Source organism: Sulfitobacter sp. W002, assembly GCF_025142135.1.
In the GTDB taxonomy this organism is placed as follows: domain Bacteria; phylum Pseudomonadota; class Alphaproteobacteria; order Rhodobacterales; family Rhodobacteraceae; genus Sulfitobacter; species Sulfitobacter profundi.
Window position 1 is genome coordinate 2780395 of the sequence record NZ_CP081126.1, and the last position, 14498, is coordinate 2794892.

Annotated in this window: 13 protein-coding genes; 6 read left to right on the top strand and 7 right to left on the bottom strand. The window is 62.6% G+C overall.

Annotated features, from left to right (window positions below; translation table 11 throughout):
- Positions 1-64: 64 nt before the first annotated feature.
- Genes K3758_RS13665 through K3758_RS13675 form a run of 3 tightly spaced genes read right to left on the bottom strand, consistent with a single transcriptional unit; the run spans position 65 to position 2956 of the window.
- Positions 65-1255 (bottom strand): phosphopentomutase, encoded by a 1191-nt coding sequence (locus tag K3758_RS13665; protein ID WP_259945899.1) that lies wholly within the window; start codon positions 1253-1255, stop codon positions 65-67.
- Positions 1255-2559 carry a thymidine phosphorylase gene (locus K3758_RS13670; protein ID WP_259945900.1) on the bottom strand — a complete coding sequence of 435 codons (1305 nt, stop codon included), beginning with the start codon at positions 2557-2559 and terminating at the stop codon, positions 1255-1257. Before K3758_RS13670 ends, K3758_RS13665 begins: the two co-directional genes overlap by 1 nt.
- A gap of 4 nt (positions 2560-2563) precedes the next feature.
- Positions 2564-2956, bottom strand: a complete 393-nt coding sequence (locus tag K3758_RS13675; protein ID WP_259945902.1) for a cytidine deaminase — start codon at positions 2954-2956, stop codon at positions 2564-2566.
- A gap of 221 nt (positions 2957-3177) precedes the next feature.
- Between K3758_RS13675 and K3758_RS13680 the strand changes: the two genes are divergently transcribed.
- Positions 3178-5451, top strand: coding sequence for an NADP-dependent malic enzyme (locus K3758_RS13680; RefSeq protein ID WP_259945905.1), 2274 nt, complete (start codon positions 3178-3180; stop codon positions 5449-5451).
- A 58-nt stretch (positions 5452-5509) separates the two neighbouring features.
- On the opposite strand, the gene K3758_RS13685 is transcribed toward K3758_RS13680, so the two are convergent.
- Both K3758_RS13685 and K3758_RS13690 read right to left on the bottom strand, forming a co-directional pair.
- Positions 5510-5620 (bottom strand): malic enzyme, encoded by a 111-nt coding sequence (locus K3758_RS13685; RefSeq protein ID WP_067267274.1) that lies wholly within the window; start codon positions 5618-5620, stop codon positions 5510-5512.
- A gap of 142 nt (positions 5621-5762) precedes the next feature.
- Positions 5763-6524 carry a MipA/OmpV family protein gene (locus tag K3758_RS13690; protein ID WP_259945910.1) on the bottom strand — a complete coding sequence of 254 codons (762 nt, stop codon included), beginning with the start codon at positions 6522-6524 and terminating at the stop codon, positions 5763-5765.
- A gap of 189 nt (positions 6525-6713) precedes the next feature.
- On the opposite strand from K3758_RS13690, the gene K3758_RS13695 reads away from it, so the two are divergent.
- The 3 genes from K3758_RS13695 to K3758_RS13705 all read left to right on the top strand — a co-directional run bounded on the left by K3758_RS13695 (position 6714) and on the right by K3758_RS13705 (position 11188).
- Positions 6714-8606 carry a propionyl-CoA synthetase gene (locus tag K3758_RS13695; protein ID WP_259945912.1) on the top strand — a complete coding sequence of 631 codons (1893 nt, stop codon included), beginning with the start codon at positions 6714-6716 and terminating at the stop codon, positions 8604-8606.
- Positions 8607-8832: 226 nt separating this feature from the next.
- The gene (locus tag K3758_RS13700) at positions 8833-9927 is read left to right on the top strand and encodes a carboxynorspermidine decarboxylase (protein WP_259945915.1); all 1095 of its coding nucleotides are present in this window, start codon (positions 8833-8835) and stop codon (positions 9925-9927) included.
- Positions 9928-9946: 19 nt separating this feature from the next.
- Positions 9947-11188, top strand: a complete 1242-nt coding sequence (locus K3758_RS13705) for a saccharopine dehydrogenase family protein (protein ID WP_259945917.1) — start codon at positions 9947-9949, stop codon at positions 11186-11188.
- Between the two features lie 66 nt (positions 11189-11254).
- Here the strand turns inward: K3758_RS13705 and K3758_RS13710 are convergent, their stop codons facing one another.
- Both K3758_RS13710 and K3758_RS13715 read right to left on the bottom strand, forming a co-directional pair.
- Positions 11255-11452, bottom strand: coding sequence for a CsbD family protein (locus K3758_RS13710; protein ID WP_067937510.1), 198 nt, complete (start codon positions 11450-11452; stop codon positions 11255-11257).
- Between the two features lie 142 nt (positions 11453-11594).
- Positions 11595-12356 (bottom strand): NAD kinase, encoded by a 762-nt coding sequence (locus K3758_RS13715; RefSeq protein WP_067267283.1) that lies wholly within the window; start codon positions 12354-12356, stop codon positions 11595-11597.
- Between the two features lie 181 nt (positions 12357-12537).
- On the opposite strand from K3758_RS13715, the gene glyA reads away from it, so the two are divergent.
- Positions 12538-13815, top strand: coding sequence for a serine hydroxymethyltransferase (gene glyA / locus K3758_RS13720; RefSeq protein WP_259945921.1), 1278 nt, complete (start codon positions 12538-12540; stop codon positions 13813-13815).
- A 277-nt stretch (positions 13816-14092) separates the two neighbouring features.
- Complete coding sequence (locus K3758_RS13725) at positions 14093-14491, top strand: cupin domain-containing protein (protein ID WP_067916484.1); 399 nt, start codon at positions 14093-14095, stop codon at positions 14489-14491.
- Positions 14492-14498: the final 7 nt, after the last annotated feature.

Consider the following 14498-nt stretch of genomic DNA (forward strand, 5'->3'; position numbering starts at 1 on the left):
GGCTCCTTTATTTGCCTCGCTTCTAGCCGCACAAGCGACCCGCTCGCAAGCAAAGGCTGCGCGGCTAGGCTGGCACCTGTACCCCCAGATGCCCGGCGACAAGCGCTGCCACATCGGCAAAGCCGATCTGACCCAGCTCCCCTGCCCCGGTCCCGGCGACCAGCACCGGCACCCTTTCGCGCGTGTGATCGCTGCCTGCCCATGTCGGATCATTCCCGTGATCCGCCGTCACAATCAGCATGTCCCCCTCGCGCAGCGCGGCGATCACCTTGCCGATCTCGGTGTCGAACCACTCCAACGCGCGGGCATAGCCCGACACATCGCGGCGGTGACCATAAAGGCTGTCGAACTCCACGAAATTGGCGAAGGTCAGGCTACCGTCTTCGGCCTCTTCCACCAGATCATGCAGGTGTTCCATCAGCTTGGCATCCGGCCCTTTGCGCAATTCATCAATGCCTTGCATGGTAAAGATGTCGCCGATCTTGCCCACCGCATAGACCCGCCCCCCGGCGTTTTGCACCCAATTGGTCAGCACTGGTTTCGGCGGCATGATGGCATAGTCGCGGCGGTTCGCGGTGCGCTGGAATGCGCCCGGTTCGCCGGTGAAGGGCCGCGCGATGACGCGGCCCACCTTCATCTCATGCAGGCGGGGTGCGATGTCCTCGCAAAGCTTCAGGAGGCGGTCGAGGCCAAAGGTCTCTTCATGGGCGGCGATCTGGAAAACACTGTCGGCGGAGGTATAGCAGATCGGCCAGCCGCTTTCGCAATGCGCTGCCCCCAGCCGTTCAATGATCGCCGTGCCTGAGGCATGACAATTGCCCAAGATACCATCGGTGCCCGCCAGCCGCGCGACCTCTTCGGTCAGGTCGGCCGGAAAGGTCGGTGTTTCATCGGGGAAGTAATGCCAGGCCCAAGGCACCGGCAACCCCGCCAACTCCCAATGGCCCGAGGGGGTATCCTTGCCCTGCGAGATTTCCGTCGCGGCACCCCAGCGGCCCTCTGGTGTCGCCCCCAAACCCGGCGCCGCCATCCCGCTGGCGAGCGTCAGAGCAGCGCCCAGCCCCAGCCGATCAAGATTGGGCAGGGCAAGCGGTCCGCTCCGCCCCTCTTCGGCCTTTCCCGCGGCACAGGCCCGCGCGATATGGCCCAGCGTGTTGGCCCCGGTATCGGGCAGATCGCCGTTAAAGAAATCCTCCGCGTCCGGCGCGCCGCCGATACCCACGGAATCAATCACGACCAAAAATGCACGTCCCATCAGCCGATCCTTTCCAAAATCAATTCCGGCGCTTTGACCGGCGTGTCGCCCAGCGTCATTGCCGCCAAAACCGCCGCCTCTGCCGCATCCGCCGCCTCTGGCCCCGCCGCATGGACCAGTGCCAAGGGCTGGCCCGCACGGACCTCATCGCCCAAGCGCAGCACTTCCGACAGGCCCACTGCCGGGTCGATCTGGTCCGCCTCAATCACCCGGCCACCGCCGAGATTAACCACCGCCATCCCAAGCGCCGCGCCGTCGATCGCGCTGACGGTGCCGCCGCGCGGCGCAGGGACAGCGCGGATCACCGGAGCTTTGGGCAGGATGCGCGCCCAGTTTTCGGCGAAATCGGCGGGCGCGCCCATGGCGCTCAGCATGCGGGTGAAATGATCCAATGCGCGGCCATCGGCGACCGCCGTGCGCAGGGCATCGGCCCCGGCCTCGGCACTCGCCGCCAGACCGCCATTGGCGAGCAGACCGCCCCCCAGTTCAGCCGTTACATCAAGAATTGGCCCGGTGGCCGTCCCGCTTAACACTCGCATCACCTCGGCCACTTCCAGCGCGTTGCCAAGGCTCGGCACCAGCGGCTGGTTCATGTCGCTGATCACCGCCGTCGTGGGGCAACCCGCCGCCGTGGCGGTGCCGCTCAGCGCCTCGGCCAAGGCGCGCGCCTGCGACAGTTCTTTCATGAAAGCGCCTGAGCCGACCTTTACATCCAGCACCAGCCCATCCAGCCCAGCGGCGAGCTTTTTCGACAGGATCGAGGCGGTGATCAGATCGAGCGAATCCACGGTCGAGGTCACATCCCGCACCGCATAAAGCCGCCGATCCGCCGGGGCGATGTCGCCGCTGGCGCTGACGATGGCGCAGCCCACCTCCCGCACGACCGCGCGAAACTGTGCCTCTTCCAATTGCGTGCTAACGCCGGGGATCGCCTCCAGCTTATCCAGCGTGCCGCCCGTGTGCCCCAAACCCCGGCCCGAGATCATCGGCACGTAAGCGCCGCAAGCCGCCAGCGCCGGGGCAAGGATCAGCGACACGCAATCGCCAACGCCGCCGGTGGAATGTTTATCCAGCACCGGGCCGTCCAAGTTCCATGCCAGCACCCGTCCCGAATCGCGCATCGCAAGCGTCAATGCCACGCGGCCTTGCTCATCCAAGCCGTTGAGGCAAATGCCCATGGCAAAGGCCCCGGCCTGCGCGTCGCTCACCGAGCCGTCAGCCAACGCGCCCGCCATCCAAGACAGGGCTTCGGCGTTCAACGCCTTGCCGTGGCGCAGCCGCGCCAGAATGTCCCGCGCGCTCATGAGGTTAACCCTGCATATGGGCGGCGCCAAAGGCCCCCGGCAGCAGGTCGCCCATGGTCATCTTCTGCTCTTTTCCCGCCACGGTCGCCATTGTCACCGACACCTTGTCGCCCGAAAACTCGGCCAGTTTTTGGCGGCAACCGCCGCAGGGGGTCACCGGGAGATCGCTGCCCGCCACCACATAGACCTCGGCGATGTCACGCTCGCCCGCCGCGACCATGGCGGCAATCGCCCCGGCCTCGGCACAGGTGCCCTGCGGGTAGGCGACGTTTTCGACATTGCAGCCGCTGAACACCGCGCCCGACGCCGTGCGGATCGCCGCACCGACCTTGAAATTCGAATAGGGTGCATGGGCATTTTCCCGCACCATCACAGCCGCTTCGCGCAAATCAGTCATTAGGCTCTCCCCTTTTCTCGGACTATAGAAAATTGCCCCACCCTGTGCGATGCAAAACCACATGTCACCTCAATCGCCTCATAAAGCCTGCGTAAAATGACCTGCAAGGACGACGCTGGGGCAAAGCCACCCGCCGTGAAGATCGCCCCCCTGAAATGCCGCTTTGCCTGCGCGCAAAAATTAGTTTAACGCTAAACCATTATTCGGGAGGAGCATGAACGATGTCCGACACCCCCAACTTGCGCCAAGCAGCATTGGACTACCACGAACACCCCCGGCCCGGTAAGCTGGAGGTCCGCGCGACCAAACCGCTGGCCAATGGCCGCGATCTGGCCCGCGCCTATTCGCCCGGCGTGGCCGAGGCTTGTATCGAGATCAAGAACGACCCCGACACCGCCGCCCGCTATACCTCGCGCGGCAATCTGGTGGCCGTGGTCACCAATGGCACCGCGGTTCTCGGACTGGGCAATATCGGGGCGCTGGCCTCCAAACCGGTGATGGAGGGCAAGGCCGTGCTCTTCAAGAAATTCGCCAATATCGATTGTTTCGACATCGAGCTGGACCAAGCCGACCCCGAAAAATTGGCCGAGATCGTCTGCGCGATGGAGCCGAGTTTCGGCGCGATCAACCTCGAAGACATCAAAGCTCCCGATTGTTTCGTCGTCGAGAAAATCTGCCGCGAGCGGATGAACATCCCCGTTTTCCACGATGACCAACACGGCACCGCCATCGTCGTCGGCGCCGCTGCGAAAAACGCGCTGCATGTGGCGGGTAAAAAGTTCGAGGACATCAAGATCGTCTCGACCGGTGGCGGGGCGGCGGGGATCGCCTGCCTCAACATGCTGCTTAAACTCGGCGTGAAGCGTGAAAACGTCTGGCTGTGTGACATCAACGGGCTGGTCTATGAGGGCCGGACCGAGGACATGAACCCCAGCAAAGCGGAATATGCGCAGAAGTCCGATCTGCGCACGCTGGACGATGTGATCGACGGGGCGGACCTCTTCCTCGGCCTGTCGGGCCCCGGTGTGCTCTCGCCCGAGATGGTGGCGAAGATGGCCAAACGCCCGATCATCTTTGCGCTGGCGAACCCGACGCCCGAAATTCTGCCCGATCTGGCCCGCGCCGTGGCACCCGACGCGATCATCGCCACAGGGCGCAGCGATTTTCCCAATCAGGTCAACAACGTGCTGTGTTTCCCCTTCATCTTTCGCGGTGCGCTGGATGTGGGCGCGACCACGATCAACGACGAGATGAAAATTGCCTGTATCGACGGTATCGCCGCCCTCGCCCGCGCCACGACAAGTGCCGAGGCGGCAGCGGCCTATCAAGGCGAACAGCTGACCTTTGGCGCGGAATACCTGATCCCGAAACCCTTCGATCCGCGCCTCATCGGCGTGGTCTCTTCCGCCGTGGCCAAGGCCGCGATGGAGACGGGCGTGGCGGCGCGGCCCATAGAAGACCTCGACGCCTATAAACGCAAACTCGACGGGTCGGTCTTCAAATCCGCGCTAATCATGCGCCCGGTCTTCGAATCCGCCCGCTCCTCCCCGCGCCGTCTGGTCTTTGCCGAAGGCGAGGACGAGCGCGTGCTGCGCGCCGCCCAAGCGATCATCGAAGAGACGGTGGAACGGCCCATTCTGATTGGCCGCCCGGAGGTGATCGAACGGCGCATCGAAAAGGCCGGGTTGAACCTGCAACTGGGTCAAAACGTCGATCTGGTGAACCCCGAGAACGACCCGCGCTACCGCGACTATTGGGAGACCTATCACAGCCTTATGTGCCGCCGCGGCGTCAGCCCCGACATCGCGCGCGCCATCATGCGCACCAACACCACCGCCATCGGCGCAGTCATGGTGCATCGCGGAGAGGCCGACAGCCTGATCTGCGGCACCTTTGGCGAGTTTGGCTGGCATCTGAACTACGTCAATCAGGTGCTGGGCCGCGACGGTTTCCGCCCGCATGGCGCGCTTTCGATGATGATTCTCGAAGACGGGCCGCTTTTCATCGCGGATACGCAGGTGAACCTACACCCCACCCCCGAACAGATCGCCGAGATTGCCATCGGGGCCGCCCGCCACGTCCGGCGCTTTGGGATTGAGCCGAAAGTCGCGCTTTGTTCGCAAAGCCAGTTTGGCAATCAGGGCGAAGGCTCGGGCAAACGCCTGCGCGCGGCGCTGCAAATCCTCGACGCAGGCAACCACGATATCGTCTATGAAGGCGAGATGAACATCGACACCGCGCTTGATCCAGAATTGCGCGCGCGGCTGCTGCCTTGCAACCGGATGGAAGGGGCCGCCAATGTGCTGGTCTTCGCCCATGCCGATGCGGCCTCGGGCGTGCGTAACATCTTAAAAATGAAGGGCGACGGGCTTGAGGTTGGACCGATCCTAATGGGCATGGGCAACCGGGCGCATATCGTCTCACCCTCGATCACCGCGCGCGGGCTGCTCAACGTGGGTGCCATCGCGGGCACACCGGTCGCGCATTACGGCTAAGCCCCCAAGCAAAACGCCGCCCCCTTCGGGGGACGGCGCTACGTGGTCGGGGATAGGTTTATTTACGGGGCGTGGCGGGCTTGATGTCCGCGACGGAGGACGGGGCCTTGGCGGCGGGTTTTGCCGCGGCCTTGGCTTGCTTCTTCTTATTGCCGATTTTGTCACCCATGGTCGGGCCCTTTGTCATGCGAGGGGCGCTGGCCTCATGCCGCGCCTGAACTCATCATGGCAAAAAGCGCGCCCCACGCTGATCCGTTTTCGACCATGATGTCGCAAAAGGCGCGCCGCCCCGGAAGGCGGCGCAATGCCGCTTAGAACCGCCAGTTGAAGGCGCGGCTCACACCGATGCGCATGGTCCATTGATCATCAGAACCGGCCTGCGTGATCGGGCTGTCGGCGGCGTCATTCAGCAGACGTTGATAGGCCACGGCCCCCTCAAGCGCCCATGCCTCGTCCAGACGGTAGGTCGCCTGCACTTCGACGCCCGCCCCCAGCAGGCCACCTTCGGCCTCATAGGCCGCCAAGGTCGGTGTGGCCGTGTCGACGCCGAAGTAGGTGTCGGCATAGGTGTCATTGCCAAGGCTGAAACGCGGGCCTGCGGTGATGGTCCAACGCTCATCGGGGCGGAAGATTACGTCAGCGCCGATGTCGCCGGTCACGCCTTCATGCCCGCCAAACCCTTGGCGCACTTTGCCGAAGACCTGCCAGTTCACCTCGCGGTAGACCACGCCAAAGCCAAGTTCGACCGCCGCATCAATGTCCTCAAGCCCCGCCAGTTCGGAGTGATCGGAACTGTCACGCTCGCCCAGATAGCGGAACGCGCCGGTAAAACCGAAACCGGTTTTGGGCGCTTCGCCGATGTTGGTGCCGATCTTGCGCCCGCCCCATTCGAGCGAGCCAAAGGTAAAGGCCAAATCCGGCGTCGCGCGGTAGCTGCTGGCGCCCGGATAATCAGGTGCCGCTCCCACCCCGCCGCGCAGGGCGAAGTTGAAGGAACGGTCCTGCGCCGCCACCGGCAGCGCGGCAACCATGGCGAGGCAGGAGGCAAGGGGCAGAGAAAGGGCGAGACGCATGTGGGCAGGCTCCAAAGGTAATAGGGTTTCGAGGCAATCTAGCATGACGCGCCGCAACTGACAGGAACAATAGCGATCCGCTTGCCGAATTCTTTCTAAGCGGCCAGAGTGACTGGAAATATTTGCGCGTCAGTACAGCTATACCCGGCCCGCGGGTTTGCCGCACAGTGCAACAGGAGGAGGAACACCATGGGATACCGCGACACCTACGACCGCTGGCAGGCCGATCCGGAAGCCTATTGGCTGGAGCAGGCAGAGGCGATCGATTGGGACATCGCGCCGACGCGCGCCCTGTTTGACCGGGGCGACCATATCTATGAGTGGTTCGCCGATGCCAGTGTAAACACCTGCTACAACGCTGTGGACCGCCATGTGGAACAGGGCAACGGCAAGCGCGTGGCGATCATCTATGACAGCCCGATCACCGGCAATAAATCGACCCTGACCTATAGCGAATTGCAGGCACATGTCGCCTCGCTCGCCGGGGCGCTGGTGGCCCAAGGTGTGGAAAAAGGCGACCGCGTGGTGATCTATATGCCCATGGTCCCCGAAGCGGTTGAGGCGATGCTGGCCTGTGCGCGTATCGGCGCAATCCATTCGGTGGTCTTTGGCGGTTTTGCCTCAAGCGAGTTGGCGGTGCGGATCGACGATTGCAAACCCAAGGCGATCATCGCCGCCTCTTGCGGGGTCGAGCCATCGCGCGTGGTGGATTACAAACCCCTACTGGACGGGGCCATTGAACAGGCCACGCACAAACCCGACACCTGCATTATCCTGCAACGCGGTCAAAAACCCTGTGAGTTGAACCCCGAGCGGGACATCGACTGGTACGCCGCCCAAGACGGCGTGCGCCCCGCGCCTTGCGTTCCGGTTGAGGGGAACCACCCGGCCTATATCCTTTACACCTCTGGCACCACCGGCGCGCCCAAGGGCGTGGTGCGCCCCACGGCGGGGCATCTGGTGGCGCTGAACTGGACGATGAAAAACATCTATAACGTGGAGCCGGGAGAGGTGTTCTGGGCCGCGTCGGACGTGGGCTGGGTCGTGGGCCACAGCTACATCTGCTACGCGCCGCTGATTGCGGGCAACACCACCGTTGTGTTCGAAGGCAAGCCCGTGGGCACCCCCGACGCAGGCACCTTCTGGCGGGTGATCGAAGAGCATGGCGTGTCGAGCTTCTTCACCGCCCCCACCGCGATCCGCGCCGTAAAACGCGAAGACCCCAAGGGCGAGGAGATCAAGAAATACGATCTGTCGAGCCTGCGTGCGCTTTATCTCGCGGGCGAACGCGCTGACCCCGACACCGTTGAATGGGCGCAGGAAAAGCTGGGCAAGCCGGTCTACGATCACTGGTGGCAGACCGAAACCGGCTATACCATCGTCGGCAACCCCGCCGGGCTTGAGGCGTTGCCGGTCAAGGTCGGCTCGCCCACCGTGCCGATGCCGGGCTATGACGTGCAAATTTTGGATGAGCGCGGGGAACCGCTGCCTGCCGGAGAGTTGGGCGCGATTGCCATCAAGCTCCCCCTGCCCCCCGGCACCCTGCCCGGCCTGTGGAACGCCGATGACCGCTTTCGCAAGTCTTACCTCGCCACCTTCCCCGGCTATTACGAGACCGGCGATGCGGGGCGGATTGATGAGGACGGCTATGTCTGGATCATGGCGCGCACCGATGATGTGATCAACGTCGCGGGCCACCGCCTGTCGACCGGCGCGATGGAGGAGGTTCTGGCAGGCCACCCCGATGTGGCCGAATGCGCGGTTGTGGGGGTCAGCGATGACCTTAAGGGCCAATCGCCCGTTGGTTTCTTGTGCCTCACCAAAGGCGTCGACCGCCCGCATGAGGAAATCGTCGCGGAATGCGTCACCCGAATGCGCGAGCAGATCGGCCCCGTCGCCGCCTTTAAACAGGCCGTGGTGGTGGACCGCCTGCCCAAAACCCGCTCGGGCAAAATCCTCCGCGCGACCATCGTGAAAATCGCGGATGGGGAGGATTTCAAGCCGCCCGCAACCATCGACGACCCGGCGATTCTGGACGAGATCCGTCACGCGCTGAAGGGCATCGGCTACCCGCAAAGCTAACCAATCAGACCTATGGCGGTGGACCTTTGCAGGACTGGCGCTAAACTCAGACCGAAGGAAACGCGCGTGCCGTCCAGCCCGCGCGTTTTTTACAATTGCGTTGCTTGCGCGAAATATGCGAAGCGCCACCGGAAATGCCCTCTAGCGGGGCCAACCACGACAGCACATTCAGTGGGTCTTTTCCCTCCCGGAGTTTGCCCTCCGGCCGCGCAGAAAGGTTTTCGACGTGCAGACACCCTATTACCTGATCGACAAGGCCAATCTCCGCGACAATATGGAGAAGATCGCCCGCCTGCGTGCGCTTTCCGGCGCGCGTTGCCTGCTGGCGCTGAAATGCTTCGCCACTTGGTCGGTCTTCGATTTCATGTCGGAGTATATGGACGGCTCGACCTCCTCCTCGCTCTACGAAGTGCGGCTGGGGGCCGAGAAATTCCCCGGTGAGACCCACGCCTACTCCGTCGCCTATGCCGAGCATGAGATCGACGAGGTGCTGGGCCACGCCGACAAGATCATCTTCAATTCCATCGGCCAGCTCGACAAGTTCGACACCCAATCCTCGGGCCACATCCGCGGCCTGCGAGCAAATCCCGGCGTCTCGACCTCCGAGTTCGATCTGGCCGACCCCGCGCGGCCGTTCAGCCGTCTGGGCGAGCACGACCCAGCAGCGATTGACGCGGTCGCAGATCGGATCACCGGGCTGATGTTCCACAACAACTGCGAGAACGACAGTTTCGAGCGGTTCGACGAGATGCTGACCCTGATCGAAGACCGGTTTGGCGCTGTGTTGCACAAGATGGACTGGATCAGCCTTGGCGGCGGCATTCATTTCACCGGCGCGGACTACCCGCTTGATGACCTGGCGCTGCGGCTGAAATCCTTCGCCGAAGCCTTTGGCGTGCAGGTCTATCTTGAGCCGGGCGAGGCCGCGATTACCGGGGCTGCGACGCTGGAGGTCACCGTGCTCGACACGATGCACAACGGCAAGAACCTTGCCATCGTCGACAGTTCCATCGAGGCGCATATGCTTGACCTGCTGATCTACCGCGAACCGGCCAAGATCGCGCCCGACACTGGCGACCACGAATGGATGATCTGCGGCAAGTCCTGCCTTGCGGGCGATATCTTTGGCGAGTTTCGTTTTGATGCGCCGCTAAAGGCGGGCGACCGCATCTCGTTCCAAGACGCTGCCGGTTACACGATGGTCAAGAAAAACTGGTTCAACGGCGTCAAAATGCCCGGCATCGCAGTACGCGAGTTGGACGGAACCACCCGAATGGTGCGCGATTTCGACTATGACGATTTCGCCGCCGCCCTGTCGTGACAAGAAAGAGGTCAACACTATGAAACGCAATGTTCTTATCATCGGCGCGGGCGGCGTCGCACAGGTTGTGGCGCATAAATGCGCTCAGAATAATGATCGTTTGGGTGAGCTTCATATCGCCAGCCGCACGGTTTCCAAATGCGAGGCGATCATCGCCAGCGTGCATGAGAAAAACGCGATGAAACAGGACGGCGTGTTCAAGGCGCACGAAGTCGATGGCATGGACACCGCCGCTGTCGCCGCCTTGATCAAGGAAACTGGCTGCCAGATCGTGATCAACGTGGGCTCGCCTTTCGTGAACATGACCGTGCTGCAGGCCTGCATCGACACCGGTGCCGCCTATATCGACACCGCGATCCACGAAGACCCCCGCAAAATCTGCGAGACCCCGCCGTGGTATGGCAACTACGAATGGAAGCGCCGCGAGGCCTGCGCCGAGGCGGGTGTGACCGCGATTCTAGGCGCTGGCTTTGATCCGGGTATGGTCAACGCCTTCGCCCGTTTCGCAGTTGATGAGTTCATGGACGAGGTCAAATCCATCGACATCGTCGACATCAACGCAGGCGACCACGGCAAGTATTTCTCGACCAACTTCGACCCTGAGATCAACTTTCGCGAGTTCACCGGCACGGTCTACAGCTGGCAGGAAGGCGAGTGGAAAGAGAACAAGATGTTCGAAGTGGGCCGCGAATGGGATCTGCCCGTCGTCGGCAAGCAGAAAGCCTATATGTCAGGCCATGATGAGGTCCATTCGCTGGCTGCCAACTACCCGGACGCCGACGTGCGTTTCTGGATGGGTTTTGGCGATCACTACATCAATGTCTTCACCGTCTTGCAGAACCTCGGCTTGCTCTCCGAACAGCCCGTGACCACCGCCGAAGGGCTGGAAGTCGTGCCGCTGAAAGTGGTGAAGGCCGTACTCCCCGACCCGTCGAGCCTTGCGCCGAACTACACCGGTAAGACCTGCATCGGCGATCTGGTGAAAGGCGTGAAAGACGGCGAGGAGGTTGAGGTTTTTGTCTACAATGTCGCCGATCACAAGGACGCCTATAACGAGGTCGGCAGCCAAGGCATTTCCTACACCGCAGGCGTGCCGCCCGTGGCCTTTGCGATGCTGATCGCCGATGGCACCTATGACACCGCCACCATGGTCAATGTCGAAGAACTGGACCCGAAACCGCTTTTCGGCCTGCTGGATGACATTGGCCTGCCGACCCGCGTGAAAGACGACAAGGGCGACCGCGCTTGGCACGAGGCCTGAGCCTCTCTTGAAACGCAAAAGGCGACCCCCGAGGGGGTCGCCTTTTTTTAATGCCAGCTACGAAAATCAGTATTTCGCAGCGAAGTCATCGACTTGACGCTCGGCCTCATCTTTGGCGATGCCATAGCGTTCTTGAATCTTACCCACCAGTTGCTCGCGATTGCCGCGCGCTTCGGTGATTTCATCATCGGTCAGGTCACCCCATTGCGATTTCACCGCGCCGGTCATCTGGTTCCAATTGCCTTCGATACGGTCCCAATTCATGTCAGGTCTCCTTTCATAGGCTGTGAAGATGCGGGATTGTCCCGCTCTTGCAGGTACAACGCTGGCGCGAAGTCAGGGTTCCCTGCCGGAGGAGCGCAGAGGCGGAAAGACGCCGTCTGCAGGGCCGCAGTGACGGGGGACGTTAGTTGAACTGTTCCGAGATCAACCGCTCTTCCAACCCATGACCGGGATCGAAGAGGATCCGATGGCTCACGCTTGGATCCGAAGAGACCTCAACCGTGGTCACATCGCGGTGCGATTGCCCGTCGGCATCCGCCATCACGGGGCGTTTTTGCGGCTCTTGCACGTCAAAGCGCACCGTCGCCCGTTTCGGCAGCAAAGCCCCGCGCCAGCGGCGTGGGCGGAAGGCGGCGATCGGGGTCAAGGCCAGCACATCCGAACCAATTGGCAGGATCGGCCCATGCGCGGAATAGTTATAGGCGGTGGAGCCCGCAGGCGTCGCCACCAGCGCCCCATCACAGACCAGTTCCTCCATCCGCTGCCGCCCGTCTATCGTGATGCGCAACTTGGCCGCCTGCGGCCCGGCGCGCAGCAGGGACACCTCGTTGATCGCCAGCGCGGTCGAGATGGTCCCGTCGATATGGGTGGCGCGCATGACCAGAGGGTTGATCACCGCCTCTTCCGCCGCCGCCAGCCGCGCTTGCAAGTCGCCCTCACGGTAAGCGTTCATCAAAAAGCCGATGGTGCCGCGGTTCATCCCATAGACCGGCGCGTCCATGTCTTGGGTGCTGTGCAGCGTGTGCAGCATGAACCCGTCGCCCCCAAGCGCCACGATCACCTCGGCCTGACGCAGTGGCACATCGCCATAACGCCCGATCAAAGCGGCCCGCGCCGTCTGTGCCACGCTGGCCCGGCTGGCCACAAAAGCGATCTTTAAGGACATGTCAGCAGGCTCATTCCGGCGAAGTTTCCGATCATCGGCGTTTGGGGCCAAAACAATCACATTATTCCGTGCGCCACCAGTGTTGACGCACATATCTTGCAACCTGTCGGTTTACAGCCTTCACCTCAGGCCGGGTTTCCGATAGGCAACACGCGAAACCAGCTCCAATGAGGATCCCCTGATGTCCGATTTCTTCACCAAATCTCTCGCTGATTCCGACCCTGCCCTTGCCGCTGCGATCGATGCCGAACTGGGCCGCCAGCGCGACGAGATCGAGTTGATCGCCAGCGAGAACATCGTTTCGGCTGCGGTGCTTGAGGCGCAGGGCAGCATCATGACCAACAAATACGCCGAAGGCTATCCGGGGCGCCGCTACTATGGCGGCTGTGAGCATGTCGACGTGGCCGAGAACCTTGCCATCGAACGCGCCTGCGCGCTGTTCGATTGTCAGTTCGCCAATGTGCAGCCGAACTCCGGCAGCCAAGCGAACCAAGGCGTCTTCACAGCGCTGCTGCAACCGGGCGACACCATTCTGGGGATGAGCCTTGATGCCGGTGGTCACCTGACCCACGGGGCCAAGCCGAACCAGTCGGGCAAATGGTTCAACGCCGTGCAATACGGTGTGCGCAAACAGGACAATCTGCTGGATTACGACCAAGTCGCCGAATTGGCGAAAGAGCATCAGCCCAAGATGATCATCGCCGGTGGCTCTGCCATCCCGCGCCAGATCGACTTTGCCAAGATGCGCGAGATTGCCGATAGCGTGGGTGCCTATCTGCTCGTCGACATGGCGCATTTCGCGGGCCTCGTGGCAGCGGGTGAGCATCCCTCCCCCTTCCCCCATGCGCATGTGGCGACGACCACGACCCACAAGACCCTGCGCGGCCCGCGCGGCGGCATGATCCTGACCAATGACGAGGCGATCTCGAAAAAGATCAACTCCGCCATCTTCCCCGGCATTCAGGGCGGCCCCTTGATGCATGTGATCGCAGCCAAGGCCGTGGCCTTTGGCGAAGCGCAGCAGCCTGAGTTCAAGGCCTATGCCAAACAGGTCATCGCCAACGCGCAGGCGCTGTCGGATCAGTTGATCAAAGGCGGCCTTGATACCGTGACCCATGGCACCGACACCCATGTTGTCTTGGTCGATCTGCGCCCGAAAGGCGTGAAGGGCAACGACACCGAGAAGGCTCTGGGCCGGGCGCATATCACCTGCAACAAGAACGGCGTGCCGTTTGATCCCGAAAAGCCGATGGTAACTTCGGGCATTCGTCTCGGCTCCCCCGCGGGCACGACGCGCGGCTTCGGTGAGGCCGAGTTCCGCCAGATCGCCGATTGGATCATCGAAGTGGTCGACGGGCTGGCGGCCAATGGTGCCGATGGCAATGCCGAGGTCGAGGCCAAGGTGAAAGCCGAAGTCGAAGCGCTGTGCCAGCGTTTCCCGATGTATCCGAACCTCTGAGAAGTTTGGCCCTCGCAGGGATGCGGGGGCCATTTCACGCGCCCTCCGGGCAGCGCCCGACCGCGGGTGGGCATCGAAACGCGCGTTCTTACCACTTTATTTCTCAACTATGATGTGCGGCTAAGGTGATGTGCCCGGCTGCAAAAGCGCCCGCCCATGGGGCGGTCGGGCGCTGCCCGGCGGCGCAAAGCGCCTTGGTTCCGGGCAAGCATCGCAAGACAGCCCCCCTTGCCGATCCCCCCTCCCCGCGCCACATTCTTCTGCAAAGGAGACCCGCATGATCATTCATCCCAAGGGCAGCCGCCCCTCTGAACCCGGCCCCGAAGATTACTTCACCGGAGAGGTCGAGATGGCCCCGCTGATCTCTGCCCCGGCCCCCGCCCGCCTGCGCGGGGTGACGGTGACCTTCCAGCCCGGAGCGCGCACGGCGTGGCATGTCCACCCCTTGGGCCAGACCCTGATCGTCACCGAAGGCACCGGCCGCGCCCAGACCGAAGGCAGCCCGGTGCAAACGCTTAATAAAGGCGATGTCGTCTGGTTCGGCCCCGGAGAGAAACACTGGCACGGCGCCGCGCCAGACAGCGCCATGACCCATATCGCCCTGCAAGAGGCGCAGGTCGGCGAGGCTGTCGAATGGATGGAAAAGGTGACGGACGCGGATTACGACCCGGCCTAAGCCCTTG

What these genes read in the sequence shown, in the direction of transcription:
- K3758_RS13715 (WP_067267283.1), bottom strand. Translation starts at nt 12,356, where the DNA reads ATGTCCTTAAAGATCGCTTTTGTGGCCAGCCGGGCCAGCGTGGCACAG.
- glyA (WP_259945921.1), top strand. Translation starts at nt 12,538, where the DNA reads ATGTCCGATTTCTTCACCAAATCTCTCGCTGATTCCGACCCTGCCCTT.
- K3758_RS13680 (WP_259945905.1), top strand. Translation starts at nt 3,178, where the DNA reads ATGTCCGACACCCCCAACTTGCGCCAAGCAGCATTGGACTACCACGAA.
- K3758_RS13695 (WP_259945912.1), top strand. Translation starts at nt 6,714, where the DNA reads ATGGGATACCGCGACACCTACGACCGCTGGCAGGCCGATCCGGAAGCC.
- K3758_RS13710 (WP_067937510.1), bottom strand. Translation starts at nt 11,452, where the DNA reads ATGAATTGGGACCGTATCGAAGGCAATTGGAACCAGATGACCGGCGCG.
- K3758_RS13725 (WP_067916484.1), top strand. Translation starts at nt 14,093, where the DNA reads ATGATCATTCATCCCAAGGGCAGCCGCCCCTCTGAACCCGGCCCCGAA.
- K3758_RS13685 (WP_067267274.1), bottom strand. Translation starts at nt 5,620, where the DNA reads ATGGGTGACAAAATCGGCAATAAGAAGAAGCAAGCCAAGGCCGCGGCA.
- K3758_RS13705 (WP_259945917.1), top strand. Translation starts at nt 9,947, where the DNA reads ATGAAACGCAATGTTCTTATCATCGGCGCGGGCGGCGTCGCACAGGTT.
- K3758_RS13675 (WP_259945902.1), bottom strand. Translation starts at nt 2,956, where the DNA reads ATGACTGATTTGCGCGAAGCGGCTGTGATGGTGCGGGAAAATGCCCAT.
- K3758_RS13690 (WP_259945910.1), bottom strand. Translation starts at nt 6,524, where the DNA reads ATGCGTCTCGCCCTTTCTCTGCCCCTTGCCTCCTGCCTCGCCATGGTT.
- K3758_RS13670 (WP_259945900.1), bottom strand. Translation starts at nt 2,559, where the DNA reads ATGAGCGCGCGGGACATTCTGGCGCGGCTGCGCCACGGCAAGGCGTTG.
- K3758_RS13665 (WP_259945899.1), bottom strand. Translation starts at nt 1,255, where the DNA reads ATGGGACGTGCATTTTTGGTCGTGATTGATTCCGTGGGTATCGGCGGC.